This window comes from Corallococcus sp. M7, from assembly GCF_054512695.1.
The window spans coordinates 7,730,916-7,744,267 of record NZ_CM137252.1 but is presented as its reverse complement, the minus strand read 5'-3'; the positions used below and the strand labels follow the sequence as shown (position 1 = coordinate 7,744,267).

Below are 13,352 nucleotides of genomic sequence, written 5' to 3'. Positions count from 1 at the left end.
AACTCCAGCGCCGGGTGGTGCGACGCTCCAACAGCGCGCGCGAGTTCATGGCCAAGGCTCACCCGCCATTCCACGAGCACCTGGCGCGGTCCCTATGCCGGTACGCGAAGCGACTCCATGCGTCCCTTGAACTGAGCAGGCCCACGATGTGGTTCCAGGCGCGCATCGGGCTGAACGGGGGATGCCGGGTAAGGCCACGGGGGCTGACCCCGATGCATCCGCCGGAGCACGCATGTTCCTGAGTGACCTCAAGCGCGCGGTGGTGCTGCGTCCGGCCGAGCCCTCGGCGCGGTTGGCATTGGCCGAAGCGCTCTTCCAGGAGCGTGACTTTCGCGGTGCCGCGGAGCATGCACGCAAGGCATTGGCCCTGGGCGGAGGTGGGCCCGCGCGCCGTCTCTTGTGTGGAGCCTTGTCGCGCGACGGCAAGCGGACGGAGGCGAGGACACTGCTGGAGACGGCCGTTCGAGAAGCTCCTCGCGATGCATCCCTGCGCGTGGAGTTGGTCTCATTCCTGGAGGAGGAGCGGCCGGACGACGCCCTCGTGCACGCGCTCGAAGCCACCGAAGCCGCGCCTGGAGAGCTGGAGGCCTGGCGCGCCATCATCCGTCTGTGCGAGCGCACGAACCGGCCTGTCGAAGCCATGCCTGCGCTCAGGCGGGCCCGTCTCCTCGCACCGGAGGATCCTCGCCTCGCGGAGTCATTGCTCGGGGCTCGCACGGCGCTCGGGCTTCCGGCGTCCGCCGCCATGCTGGACGCGCCGCCGTTGGAGCAAGCCATCCAGGCGCTCAAGCTGCCCACGGCGCGCGCCGCGCTCTCCGAGGCGAAGCTCGACGCAGCCGTCGAAGCGTTCTCCCGGGGCTCGCTCGCGGAGGTGAAGCGGCAGCTCGTCATCGCACCCGCGGCGACCCGGACCAGCGCCGCCGCGGCCATGCTTCGCGCGGAGTTGCTGTGGGTGGAGGGCCGGCCCGCCGCCCAGGTCGAAGAGGCCCGTCGCGCCGTGGTCGACATGCCGGGGGCACCTGGCGCCGCGGCGCTGCGAATGGGAGACCTGCGGCTCGAAGCCGGGGCGCTGGACGAAGCGCGAGAGTTCTATGTCCGCGCGTCCGCGAACGGAGAGTCCCTGGTCGCGATAGGCCGCGAGGCGGAAGTCGCCCATCGTCGCCGTCAGCTCGCGCGTGACGTGCCCTTGATTGGACGCGTGGGCGTGCTCGGTTGGCATCCGGGAGGCGGGCATGTCTCGCCGCTGGAGGCGATCGCGGTGCCCGGGCGCGGCGTGCTGCGGTGCAGTGGCCACGTGGGGCCCGAAGGCCAGGAGGCCGCAGATGTGGCCTTCAGCGTGGTGCGTGCCCGTGCTCCCGCGCTGAGCCTGGGGACGCTCACGACCCGTTACGACCTGCACCTGCACTACACCGACACGGAGGTCGGCAAGGACGGCCTGTCGTCCGGGCTCGCGCTCGCGCTGGCGGGCCTCTCCGCGTACACGCAGCGCCTGTTGCCCGCGCGGCTGGCGGTGACGGGCGAACTGACGCTGAACGGTGAAGTGCGGCGCGTGGGCGGCGTGCACGAGAAGTTGGTGGCCGCGTACCTCGAAGGCATGCGCGTGGTGCTGCACCCGCGCCGCAACCTGGACGACGTGGCGGCGCTGCCGCCGGAAGTCTCCGGACGCCTGCGATTGATCGCGGTGGACAGCTTGGATGAGGCGTGGCGGCTCGTGAACGCGGCCGTGAACACGCCAGGACTGGAGCGACGGTGAACAACGAGCCCCGCCAGAACCCCTATGAAGTGCTGGGTGTCGCGCAGGACGCGGACGCCCGCGCCATCAAGAAGGCGTACTTCGAACGCGTCCGGCAGAACCCGCCGGAGACGCATCCGGAGGAGTTCCGACGCCTGCGCGAAGCATACGAACTGCTCTCCGACCCCGAGGCACGCCAGGCCTTCGACGCCAGCGCCGCGCAACAGGCGGACGGCCCGGAGGCGACGAAGAACGCCGCCATCCAGGAGGCCATCAACCTGTTCGAGGCAGGTGACAAGGTCGCTGGCCGGAGGCTCCTCACCGAGGCGCTCAACGAGCAGCCGGACTTCCACGACGCGCGCATCCTGCTGGGCCGCCACTTCCTCTACGAAGGGGACGCCAAGGAGGCATTGGCGGAGTTCGACGCCCTGCTCGCGCGGGCACCGGAGCACTGGCAGGGGCACCTGCAACGGGGCTGGGCGTTGCTCCGCCTGGAGCAGATGAAGGAAGCCGCGGATGCCTTCTGGCGCGCGGGCAAGCATGGCCCGTCGGAAGTCAGCCCGCGCGTGGCGCTGGCGGACTGCCTTGAGGCGATGGGGCAGGTGGCGGATGCGCTCAAGGTGCTCGAGCAGGCGCAGTCGCTGCCCGGCATCTCGCGGATGGACGTGCTCGCCCTCAAGGTGCGGCGCATCGCGACGATGCTGGAGTTCGGCCAGGAGGCCAACGCCGAGAAGGAGCTGGAGCGGCTCGACGCCGAGCTGCCGGAGAACGCCGACCCCGAGCTGCGCCGCTGGACTGGAGGCCAGCTCTCCTCGGCCGCCGCGCATCTCTTCGCCCAGCAGAAGTCCAAGGGCGCGAACCAGTTGCTCGCGTTCGGCCGCCGCTTCAACCCGGAGAGCGCCACCGAGGTCGCGTATCCGACGCGCGTCGTCCTGGACGTGGACGCGCTGCCGCCCGTCACCCGCGAATGGCTGCACGAAGAGGCCGAGCGGGCTGATGGCTGGCGCGCCGTGATGACCTGGGTGATGCCAGCCATCCTCACGCTGGCCGCCGCCGCCGCCACGGCCTTCCTCCTGGCCTTCATCTCCTTCGGCATCTCCGAGCGCGATGTCTCGGATTGGGTCTGGTGCGCGCTCTTCGCGGCCGTCTTCTCCAGTGCCACCTGGGCCCTGGCGCGCAGGCTCCTGCGGGTGATGGCGAGCCCCTATGGGCGCTTCAACACCATCCACCCCCTGCACCTCATCCAGGTGGCCATCGACCGCATCACCGTATGGCCGCTCGTGCACCTACAGGACCTGCAGTTGGTGAACCGCCACGTCAACGGCGCCTACCAGTTCACGGCCATCGAGATGCGCTTCAACGACAAGCGCATGACGCTGCCGGTGAACGGCAGGGAGAAGGCGGAGGCGCTGGCGCAGGAGCTGATTGCCCGCCGCCGCCGTGTATTGGAGTTGCTGGGCCGGGGCATGCTGGACGCGGAGAGTGGGGTGGAGCACCTGCCTCCGGCGCTGCTGGCGCGCGCGGACAAGAAGGGCCACGTGCGAGCGGAGAACGTGCGCTCTCCCTGGCCCGGCGTCTTCGCCGCCGCGGGCGTGGGCGTGCTGCTGGTGGCCGGGGCCGTGTGGCCGCAGCGGCAGACCGCGGCGGCACACGCCTGGACGCGCGTCGCGTCCCAGGGAGACATGGCCTCCATGCTCGAGTACCTCCGCGAGCAACCCGACCCCCGCTTCGCCCCGAAACTCCAGGCCCGGGTGGACGCGGAGTTGGACAAGGCGCGCGCGCGGATGGAGGCGCGGTTGGATCCAGGGAGCGCCGCGGCGCCGTCCCGCGCGTTCTTCACGAGCCTGCTCGATGCTGTCTCGCGCAATCACAGCCGCCGCGTCACCGTGCAGTGGGCGGCGACCGCTGGGACTTCGGACCATTCGGATCTGCTCGTGGGCGCCTGGCAGCGGACGGTGGATGAAGCGCTGGGGCGGGGTGTCCTCGTGGTGGACGGAGGACGGGGGCTGCCCGTGGATGGCCCGCCTCTGCTCATCCTGCACGTGAAGGAAGCGGTCCAGACGGGCTCGCCGTCCCAGCGGGTCTGGTCGGTGAAGCACGAAGGCCTGGACGTGCCGGTGCCGCCGTTGGAGCTCGTGGCGGACGCCGCGGATCCGCGCGCCTCCGAGGTCCTCTTTCATGGGTGGGTGGATCGCTGGCACCTGCCCGGCGCGGGCGACCGCCGCCCGCTGTTGCTGACTGCTTCATCGCTTGTCCAGGAGGCCCGGCCGTGAGTGCTCCTTCGACTTCTCCCCGCCGGGGCTGGTTGTTGCTGGGCGGCATCGGTGTCTGCGCGCTCGGCATCGTGGTGGCGACCCGGTCCCTCAACGCCGATGCGGAGGTGCTCTTCGTCAACGCGCTGGAAACGCCGGTCACCGTCATCGCGGGCCAGGAGCGCTTCACGCTCGCGGCGGAGGCGCACGCGAAGCGGCGGATGCCCATTGGCGAACTGGACGTGGACATCCAGGGCGAGAAGGGCTCGCTGACGCACGAGACGGTGTTCGTGACCGACGAGAGCGGCCTCTTCGTCTACAACGTGCTGGGCGTCGCGCCGCTCTACAGGGCGGCTGTCACCTATACGCGAAACCAGACCAACACCGAGGAGGTGACACCCCGGGCCCTGGCGGGCACCACCTTCCAGCACGTGGGGCGCATCGACTACGTGCTCACCCCACCGCCCGAGCGGCTCTCGATGCGCAAGGAGGAGGGCAGGTCCACCACGCGCAGCCATCTAGGGCAGGCGAAAGGCGGCTGGAGGACGAGCTTCGGCTGGCTGATGGCCCTCCACCGCACGGCGGATGCGGCCCGCCTGGCGGAAGGGCTCTGGAAGGCCCTACCGGAGACCCCGGACGCGGAGAACGCGGCCGTCTCCGCGAGGATGATGCTCGCGCGCGAGGAAGGGCTCCTCGCATCGCTCGCCATGTCGCGGGCGCAACGCGACGCGCATCCTGACGACGTGGATTCCAACCGGTTGTGGATCTACGACATGCGTCGCGCGGGGCGTCAGGATGAGGCCCGTGCCTGGTACCAGGCCGCGCTGGAGCGCGAGCCCGGCTCCGTGATCAACGCCGTGTCCCTCTCTCGCGTCGAGCCCGAGCCCGGGGCCACGGAGCGGCTGGAGAAGCTGGTGCGCGACCATCCCGAGGATCCGCTCCCCCGCCGGACGCTGGCGACGCGTCACCAGCGTCAGCAGCGCTGGGCGGAGGCGCTGCCGCTGCTAGAGGCAATGGAGCAGGGTGACCCCGAGTACCGGGACTACCAGAGTGGGCACGCCGACACGTTGGTGGCACTGGGACGCCGCAAGGAGGCGGCGCGCAAGCTGTCGGAGCACCTGGTCCAGGACGCGGACCAGGAGGCACTGGAGCTGACGGATGTACGGGTCTACGCGAAGCTGCTCGGGCACGCCGCGCAGGACGGCACTGCGAACGCGGTGATGCGGCAACTCGTCGAGGCAGCGCAGAAGAACGAGCCGGAGGGGCTGGTGGGCGAGTGGCTCGCGGCTTCGCTCGGGCAGCACGTGGACGCCGCGAAGCTGCAAGCCGCGCCCCAGAAGCATCCGCTCGCCATCGCGACGCGGGTGTTGATGGCGCTCGCCGAGGAGCCCGAGTTCGCCGCGCGGGCCGTGGCCCCACTCGACTTCTTGAGCTTCCGCTACATCGGCGTCGAGGCGGGCCTGCTGCTGGCGGCGGAGTTCGAAAGACAGGGGGACCCAGCGCTCGCGGTGAAGGTGCTCGAAGCGAGCCGCGCCAACGTGGCCTATGGCGAGCTCCAGGACGTGCTGAGCGGCAAGCTGCCGGTGGAATCCCTGACGCTGGACTGGGAAGAGCGCGCCGCGCTCCGTCTGGTCCTCGCGCGCCAGCTGGATGCACGGGGCCAGGACTCCCGGGCCGCCTACGCACGCGCGAAGAAGGAGGCCCTGCTGCCCGGGCCCGTCACCACCGCGCTCGAGCGCTGGACCCGCCCCAAGCCGTCCGGAGCGGTGGCGGGGGACTCGGTGCCCTGAGGCGAACTACATCCGCTCGTCGATGGCGCGGTTGCTCATCTCGTCCGCCTCCGCGTTCTGCGCGCGGGGGACGTGGGCGAGCTTCACCTTGCCGAAGGTGGCCAAGAGCTTCTGTGCTTCCTGAAACAGGGGCTTCAGCGTGGGGCTCTTCACCTGGTACTTCCCACCCAGCTGACGGATGAGCAGCTCGCTGTCCGCGAAGACCTCCACCTCGCGGGCGCCCAGGCTCTTCGCGTGCTGCAGGCCGATGAGCAGGCCCATGTACTCGGCGTAGTTGTTCGTCTGGTGCCCCAGGAACTTGCCCAGGCGCGCCACCACCGCGCCCTCGGTGTTCGTCACCACCGCTCCCGCGCCGGCGGGGCCCGGGTTGCCTCGCGCCGCTCCGTCCGAATAGACGCGCACGCGGTTCAGCGCCCCACCCGCCGCGGGCGTCACGACCTCGATGCCGGACGTCGTGGACTCGGACGTGGGCTCTGAAGCGGGAGCCTCGGCCTCGCGCGGACCGCCGCCCAGTTGCTCGGCGGCTTCGTCCAGCAGTTGGCCCAGGTGCTCGCGGGTGAGCCCGCGAAAGGCGCGCACCGTCGCCGTCAGCGGCTCCTCACGGGCGATGTGACGGAGGACGTCGACGAGCGAAGGGGTCGGCATGGGGAGGGGACCGAAGGTGACGCGCCGCCACTACTTCTCGGCGGCTTCCTTCGGCTCCTGCAGCGCTTCGACGGCGAAGATGATGCGGTTGCACGAGGGGCACACGTCCGTGCCCAGCGAGGTCCGCAGCATGTTGTACATCTGCGGGGGCAGGTTCATGTTGCAGCCCTGGCAGGTGCCGGCCACCACGCCCACCATCGCGGGCAGCTTCTTCTTGCGGATGACCTCGTAGCGGCGGAGCAGGGTGGCATCCACGTTCGCGGCGACTTCCGCGCGGCGCCCCTCCAGTGCCTTCACCTGGGACTCGGACTCGCCCAGCTTCCCGCGAAGCTCCGTCATCCGGCCCGACAGGCCCTGCTGCTTGGTGGCGTAGTCCGCCTCCTTGCCCTTGATGGCCTCGCGAGCCTGGCCCAGCTCCTTCACCTTCTCCGTGAGCGCCTCGGACTGGGTGAGGATGCCCTTCTTCGCGATGTCGATTTCGCGAGCGAGCGCCGAGTACTCACGGGTGGAGCGCTGGTCGGACAGGCGCGCTTCCCACTTCTTCACCTTGTCCTTCTCGTCCGTGATGTTCTGCTCGAGCAGGGCCTTCTGCTTCTCGAGGTCGGCGACGCGTGTCCGCTCGGCCTCGATGCCATTGCGCGCGACCCCCAGCTCCCGCTCCAGCTCGGAAATCTGACGGGGGTGCACGTCCGCCGCCTTCCGGAGCGAGGCGACCTCGAGGTCCACCTTCTGCAGCTCCGCCAAGGCCTTCAGTTTCTCCCGCAAGTTGCTGCCTCCCACACGGCCGCACCGACGCGCGGCTCGGCTCTTGTACCAACAAGGGTGCTGGGGTTCCAACGCGTAATTGGGGAGGCCTCCATCCCGTGTTCTCCGCCTGCCCCTTGAGCGTTTGAATCCGCTTCACGCACCCGTTAGACCGGGCACGTGTCCAGCCTCCGCCTCCGCCCCCTCCTGGCCCCCGCGCTCCTCCTCGCCGCCGCGGCCTGCCGCGAATCCCCGCCCCCGCCGGCTCCCTCGGCCACGCCCCCTCCCGCCGCCGCCGCGCCGCGCCCCACAGGGCCCGTGAAGTGGGGCGAAATCGAGGGGCGGGTGGTGCTCACCGGGACGCCTCCCCAGGCCCCCAGCGCGCCGACCACCGCCACCGTCGCCAGCGTGTGCGGCGACCAGGCGGAGGATCGCTCGCTGGTGGTGGGCGGGGAGGGCGCCCTGGCCCACGCCGTCGTCTCGCTCCAGGAGGGCGCGAAGCTCGTCGAGCCGGAGACGCCCGCGCCGCAGCCCGTGCTGGACCAGAAGCAGTGCCACTACGAACCGCCCGCGCTCGCGGCGAAGGCCGGCGGCGAGCTGCTGCTGCGCAACTCCGACCCGCTGGTGCACAACGTGCGCGCCCAGTCCGGGACGAACCGTTCCGTCTTCAACGTCGCCATGCCCCTGGAGGGCATGACCCTGCGCCGCCCCCTGCCCGCCGAACCGGGCACCGTCCAGGTCCGCTGCGACGTGCACCCCTGGATGCGCGCGGTGGTCCGCACCTTCGACCACCCGTACTTCACCACCACCGCCCCGGACGGCCGCTTCCGGATGCGCGTCCCGGAAGGGACCCACACGGTTGTCTTCTGGCACGACCGGCTGCCCGAAGCGTCCCGGACCGTCACCGTCCGCGCGGGGGAGACCGTCCAGATCGATCAGACCTGGGGTGTGGAAGCACTGCGTCAGGCTGGCTCGGGGAAATAGGGCGCCCCTGACACGGTTGTCGCGTCCGGCCGCGGTGCAACGAAATCGCGGGCCGGGGGTTCCGTATAAGTGCCGAGAAGCACGCCCCTTGTTCAGACTTCTGTCTTGGTGGCAAAATTGCTTTCTCGGAAGCCAACACTTCCGCCTGAGGGGGAGTCGCGATGCATCAGACCAGGAAGCAACCCACGGTTTCCGTGGAGGCAGAGCGCCTGCCCATGGGGGCGCGCCGCAAGGGCACCCGGCCGGCGGGCATGCAGGAGATGGGGCCCAACCTCTACGAGAAGATCCAGAGCGCGCTCACCGAGCTGTCGCTGGTGTCCTCGCACGAACGCCTGAGCGGCACCTGAGCCGTGACGCCCGGAGCAGCGTGGGCCCCTTGGGGAAGGGGCCCCGGCTCCGGGTGCGCCGTTTGATTTGAGGTCCTGTGAAGGCCTCGGGGCACGCAAACGGCAACGGGGCCCGCCCGAGCAGCTCGGGGGACCCCGGATGATGCGACCGACAGGGCGACCCTAGATGTCGTCGTCGTCGGCGGGCTCGGCGCCGGCCTCGGCGTCCTCGTCATCGCCGAAGGAGTCGAGGTTCTCCTCGTCCTCCTCGGACGCGGGCGTCTCCTCGGGCTCGGGCTCGATGACCTTCGGAGCGGCGGCCAGGCGGCCACGCCGGCCCTCGGCGGGCTTGGCGACCACGTTCTCCCGCTGATCCGCCCCGCACTTGGGGCAGATGGGGTCCGGCTTCTTCATGTCGTAGAACTTCGTCCCGCACTTGAAGCACGTGTGCTTGGTCCCGAGATCCTTCGCCGGCATGCGCCACCCTCGTAGAGCCTGGAGTGAAACAGAGGGCGGCTGAATAGTTGGGCCGAAGAACAGAGTCAACCGTGTGTTTGCGCGGGAGATTTCTGGCGGTAGCATCCCCGCCGGTTTCCCCCGAGAGCCGGACGCCCCCTTTGAACTTCACCTGCGACAATTGCCAGAAGCGGTACTCCATTGCGGACGAGAAGGTCCGCGGCAAGACGGTCAAGGTCCGTTGCAAGAACTGCCAGAACGTCATCACCGTGGAAGGGCCCGCCGAGGAGGAGAGCACCCGCGTGGTGTCGCTCGCCGACGTGGAGCGCATCCGGGCCCAGGAGCGTTCGCTGGCGGGAGGTGGCGCCGCCGCGCCCGCGCCTGCGCCCGCTCCCGCACCGGTGGCCGCCGCGGCAGCCCCTGCGCCCCTGGCCAAACCTCCTGCGTCGGCCCCCCAGACCCCTTGGGACGATGAGCCTACCCGCACCGCGCCTCCCCGCCAGACGGCCGGGGCTCCGTGGTTCGTGATGGTGCGCAACAAGCAGGAGGGTCCACTGGACGAGCCCGCCGTGGCCGAGTGGATGGCCGCGGGCACCATCAGCGCGCGCAGCTTCTTCTGGCGCCAGGGCATGCCGGACTGGAAGCGCGGTTCGGACATCCCGGAGCTGGCCGCGCTGCTCGCGCCCGCCGCGGCGCCGGAGCCGCCGCCGCCGCCCCCGGAGCCGCCGCCCGCGGTCGCCGCGCCGCCGCCCGCGCGCGCCGCCCCCGCCCGCCGCGAGCCGGAGCCCCAGCAGCCCTTCTACGCGGAGAACGAGCCCGTCCCGTCCGAGGACGACAACAACGGCGACTTCGATCGCGACGGCGACGAGGACGAGGGCACGCTCTACGGCGACAAACGCGCGGCTCCCGCCCCGGTGCCCACGCCCGCCCCGCGCCGCGCGGCGGCCCCGCCCGTGGAGGAGGCCCCTGCCGCGAGCGGCGCGCCCCTCAACGAGCTGTTCTCCGACCTGGACCTGCCCGGCAACCGGGGCGACGGCTCGGACGAGGAGGACCCTGGCCAGGACGAGACGCGCGAGGATCCTCGCAACGACGAGGAGGAGGAAGAGGACGCGCGCCAGGCGCAGGACTCGAAGGCCGCGCGCAAGCGTCCGGTGGTGCCGGCCCGCCGTGGCAGCCCGCTGAAGGTGGTGGCGCTGGTGCTGCTGCTGCTCATCGTCCTGCCGGCGGTGGCGCTGTTCGGCCTGTCCGCGGCGGGCATGCTGCCTCCCGCGCTCGCGGACATGGTCAACAAGGTGACCGGCAAGGCGCCTCCGCCCGCGCCGGCTCCGCGTCAGGCCACTCCCGCCCCGGGCGCCGTTGCACCCGTGGCGCCTCCTCCTGCCGCCGCCGAACCCACGACGCCTCCGCAGGGCGCCGCGAATGGTGAGGCCACGGCTCCGGCGGAAGGCACCACGCCGTAGTCCCCGTGTGAGGTGGGCCTGCTTTCCGCGCGACGCGGTGGGCAGGCCCTCCCGCCACGTCCTGCTCCGGCCGGGGACCCGGCACGTCGAGCAGGATGCTTGGGGTCAGAGGTCGAAGTCGCCCGCGGGCGGCTTCTTGCCTCGCATCGCCTGTTCCCTCGCGGCGCGGACTTCGGCGCGGAGGGACTCGGTGGCTTCGGCGTCCACCGTCCCTGTCTCCAGGTCCACGACGTCGCCTTCGCGCACGCCAGCGGGCAGGGTGTCCAGCGCGCGGGTCACCTGCTGGCCGTCCACCACCAGCACTGCGACGTCGTCCTCGATGCGGTCCACCGTGGCCCTGGACCGGGGCTTCGCCTTCTTCTTCGTCACGGGTGACAGTCTCCCGCGGGCTCGCGGCCCGACTTCAGCGCTGCGTCACGCGTGCTCCACGTGAGCAGGTTCTCGTCCTTGATGAGCCTCACGCTCCGGCAGGTGGACTTGTGGAAGATGCGCTTGTTCTTGCTCGCCATGTAGCCGCCCGTCATGGACGCGCTGGAGGATGAGCGCACCGCCTTCGGTGGCGCCTCCTCCATCCGTGTGCCCTTGCGCGCGACGGGCAGGTCATCCACGTCCGTCACGTTGTTGACGCGAGCCTTGCTGTCTCGCGGTGCCTCGACGACGCGCGCGGGCGGCGGCTCGGTGACGGCCGGCTTCACCACGGGCGCGGGCTTCGCCGTCCGCACCAGCGCCGGGCGCGGATCCACCCCCGGGAAGACGCGCCGCGTGCCGCCGGGCTCGCCCGGGGTCGGACGCTGGAGCGACAGCTCGAACTGCTTGCCGTCGCTCACCGCGTGCACCTCGCCGTTCACGTCCGTGCGGAAGGCCCGGGCGTCCACGCCACGCAGCCGCGTGAGGAGCTCCTTCACCTTCGGGCTCTTGCCCAGGCTGTCATCCCCGCTGATCACCGCCGCCTGGGGCCGCACCTCCTCCAGGTACGCCTGCGAGTTCGCCCCCTCCACGCCGGGCGAGGCGACCTTCAGCAGCGTGGCGGAGGACAGGAGCCCGCGCTCCAGCAGCCGCGCCTCCGTCTCCGCGCGCGCGCCGCCCGCGAAGACGACCGACGTGTCGGCGTACGTCAGGCGCAGCACGATGGAGTTCGCCGCGTTGCGCCCCTCCGCGTCCGGAGCCCCGTTCAGGAGCGGCTCCGCGGGCGCCCGGGGCCAGAGCACCGTGAGGTTCACTCCGTCCTCCAGCGTCAGCCGGACCAGCTCCTTGGGCGCGGACGACGGCGGCGCGGGCGAGAAGATCCCCACCCCGCGCGAGCCCACCGCCGTGAGCAGCGCGTCGTAGGTCTTGGACGTGTCCGGCAGCTGCGGCTCCATCAACCGCCGCGCGCCCACGCGCTTGAGCACCGCTTCCAGCGCGCCGTGGTGCTTCGGATCCGGCTGGGTGAGGACCACCAAGTCCAGCTCGCGGCGCAGCAGCTCCGGCAGGCGGTTCACCAGGTGCGACTCGGCGGACGCGGGCCCGGAGTCCACCAGCACCGTGTTGCCCTTCGGCGTGACGATGAGCGCGGCATCCCCCGCGCCCACGTCGAAGAAGTACACGTGGAGCTTCCCGTCCGGCGCGCCGCCGAAGTAGCGCGACTTCTCCGGGGGCTTCTGCGCGGGCGGCGCGGACGGCTGCTGCTGACAGGCCAGGGAGGCGAGCAGCAGCCCCACCCCCAGCGCGATGCGGGCCTTCATGGATGACAATCCTCGGCGGGGCGGCGCTCACGCAGGGCGTCGGCGCGGCTTGAGTAGACGGTGCGCTCATTCTTTGAACGCTTCAGGGTCTTGCAGCTCTCGCGGTGGAACACCTTGCTACCCTTGAGCGACACGTAGCGCTCGCCCGTGGCTTCGGACGTGCCCGTGGGCGCCGTGGGCTCTGGTTCCTTCCCCGTGGCGCGGCCCGCGCGTCCGTGCGGCGTGGGTTCGATGGGGCCGAGCGCCACCGGGCCTCCTGCCTGCTGCGTGCCGGACAGGCTGGTGGCGCTGGCGCCGCCCTTCGTCGAGCGCAGCGTCACGGTCGTGCCGTCGCTCACCGCCAGCACCTCGCCGTCCTGGTCGGTGCGGAAGGTGCGGGCGCGCACGTCACCCAGGCGGCCCAGGACCTCCGGGCTCGGGTGGCCGTAGTCATTGCCCGCGCCGCAGGAGATGACCGCCGCCTGCGGCTTCACGCGCTCCAGGAAGGCCGCGGTGGAGGAGTGCTTGCCGCCGTGGTGCGCCACCTTCAGCACCGTGGCGGTGAGGTCCACGGGCTTCTGCAGCAGCACCTCCTCCGTGGGCGGCTCCGAGTCCCCCGTGAAGAGGAACGATGTCTTCCCGTAGGTGAGCTTGGTGACGATGGAGTTCGCGTTCGCGTCCGAGCGCGTGTTCGCGAGGAACGACTCCTGGGGCACGCGCGGCCAGAGCACGGTGAGCGCCACGCCTTCACCCAGGCCCACCGTGAGCAGCGTCTGGGGCGCGTTGGGGTTGGGCTCCGGGCTCATCACCTGGCCCACCTCGCGGCCCACGAAGTCCAAGAGGTCGCGGTACGCCTCGCTCGGGTGGTCGAAGCCAGGGTCCATGAAGCGCCGGGCGCCCACCGCCTTCAGCGCCGCGCGCAGCCCGCCCAGGTGGTCCAGGTGCGGGTGGGTGAGGATGACCAGGTCCAGCGGCCCCTTCACCAGCTCGCGCAGCCGCGCCGCCAGCCGGTTTCCGGCCTCCGGAGGCCCTCCGTCGATGAGCACCGTCTTGCCCGTGGGCGAAACGATGAGCGCCGCGTCCCCCTGGCCCACGTCCAGGAAGTAGACCGAGAGCCGGCCCGGGGCGGGGGAGGGGAGGGCCGTGGGAGCGGGGGCCGCGGCATGACCCGGCACCGCCGCGAGGAGGAGGACAAGGAGTGCGAGCAGCCGCGCGAAGACCTTCACGGGTTGGAACTCTACAGCCCCGCTCCCATTCGCG

12 protein-coding genes are annotated in these 13,352 nt (G+C 71.3%); 6 read left to right on the top strand and 6 right to left on the bottom strand.

Annotated elements, in window-relative coordinates; all coding sequences use genetic code 11:
* The first annotated feature begins 232 nt into the window (after positions 1–232).
* Genes ACX114_RS31000 through ACX114_RS30990 form a run of 3 tightly spaced genes read left to right on the top strand, consistent with a single transcriptional unit; the run spans position 233 to position 5,774 of the window.
* A complete protein-coding gene (locus tag ACX114_RS31000; RefSeq protein WP_459290502.1) occupies positions 233–1,753 on the top strand; it encodes a S16 family serine protease in 1,521 nt (506 codons plus the stop codon).
* Positions 1,750–4,005, top strand: a complete 2,256-nt coding sequence (locus ACX114_RS30995; RefSeq protein WP_459290500.1) for a DnaJ domain-containing protein — start codon at positions 1,750–1,752, stop codon at positions 4,003–4,005. Before ACX114_RS31000 ends, ACX114_RS30995 begins: the two co-directional genes overlap by 4 nt.
* A complete protein-coding gene (locus tag ACX114_RS30990) occupies positions 4,002–5,774 on the top strand; it encodes a tetratricopeptide repeat protein (protein ID WP_459290498.1) in 1,773 nt (590 codons plus the stop codon). Before ACX114_RS30995 ends, ACX114_RS30990 begins: the two co-directional genes overlap by 4 nt.
* A gap of 6 nt (positions 5,775–5,780) precedes the next feature.
* On the opposite strand, the gene ACX114_RS30985 is transcribed toward ACX114_RS30990, so the two are convergent.
* A complete protein-coding gene (locus tag ACX114_RS30985) occupies positions 5,781–6,419 on the bottom strand; it encodes a ribonuclease HI family protein (protein ID WP_459290496.1) in 639 nt (212 codons plus the stop codon).
* 30 nt (positions 6,420–6,449) lie between these two features.
* On the bottom strand, positions 6,450–7,184 hold the full coding sequence (locus tag ACX114_RS30980) for a zinc ribbon domain-containing protein (RefSeq protein WP_459290494.1): 735 nt from the start codon (positions 7,182–7,184) through the stop codon (positions 6,450–6,452).
* 159 nt (positions 7,185–7,343) lie between these two features.
* On the opposite strand from ACX114_RS30980, the gene ACX114_RS30975 reads away from it, so the two are divergent.
* Together ACX114_RS30975 and ACX114_RS30970 are read left to right on the top strand one after the other, a co-directional pair.
* Positions 7,344–8,147 carry a carboxypeptidase regulatory-like domain-containing protein gene (locus tag ACX114_RS30975; protein WP_459290492.1) on the top strand — a complete coding sequence of 268 codons (804 nt, stop codon included), beginning with the start codon at positions 7,344–7,346 and terminating at the stop codon, positions 8,145–8,147.
* 161 nt (positions 8,148–8,308) lie between these two features.
* The gene (locus ACX114_RS30970) at positions 8,309–8,494 is read left to right on the top strand and encodes a hypothetical protein (RefSeq protein WP_459290490.1); all 186 of its coding nucleotides are present in this window, start codon (positions 8,309–8,311) and stop codon (positions 8,492–8,494) included.
* Between the two features lie 162 nt (positions 8,495–8,656).
* Here ACX114_RS30970 and ACX114_RS30965 read toward each other — a convergent pair whose 3' ends face one another.
* Positions 8,657–8,950: a TIGR02300 family protein gene (locus ACX114_RS30965; protein ID WP_459290488.1), complete on the bottom strand. Its 294-nt coding sequence runs from the start codon at positions 8,948–8,950 to the stop codon at positions 8,657–8,659.
* Between the two features lie 140 nt (positions 8,951–9,090).
* Here ACX114_RS30965 and ACX114_RS30960 point away from each other — a divergent pair, with 140 nt between their 5' ends.
* Complete coding sequence (locus tag ACX114_RS30960; RefSeq protein WP_459290486.1) at positions 9,091–10,389, top strand: GYF domain-containing protein; 1,299 nt, start codon at positions 9,091–9,093, stop codon at positions 10,387–10,389.
* A 105-nt stretch (positions 10,390–10,494) separates the two neighbouring features.
* On the opposite strand, the gene ACX114_RS30955 is transcribed toward ACX114_RS30960, so the two are convergent.
* The 3 genes from ACX114_RS30955 to ACX114_RS30945 are packed head-to-tail and all read right to left on the bottom strand — an operon-like array spanning position 10,495 to position 13,318.
* Positions 10,495–10,758 (bottom strand): DUF3006 domain-containing protein, encoded by a 264-nt coding sequence (locus ACX114_RS30955; protein ID WP_459290484.1) that lies wholly within the window; start codon positions 10,756–10,758, stop codon positions 10,495–10,497.
* Positions 10,755–12,113, bottom strand: coding sequence for a ComEC/Rec2 family competence protein (locus ACX114_RS30950; RefSeq protein WP_459290482.1), 1,359 nt, complete (start codon positions 12,111–12,113; stop codon positions 10,755–10,757). The genes ACX114_RS30955 and ACX114_RS30950 overlap by 4 nt, the downstream gene beginning before the upstream one ends.
* Positions 12,110–13,318, bottom strand: a complete 1,209-nt coding sequence (locus ACX114_RS30945) for a ComEC/Rec2 family competence protein (RefSeq protein WP_459290480.1) — start codon at positions 13,316–13,318, stop codon at positions 12,110–12,112. The genes ACX114_RS30950 and ACX114_RS30945 overlap by 4 nt, the downstream gene beginning before the upstream one ends.
* Between the last annotated feature and the right edge of the window lie 34 nt (positions 13,319–13,352).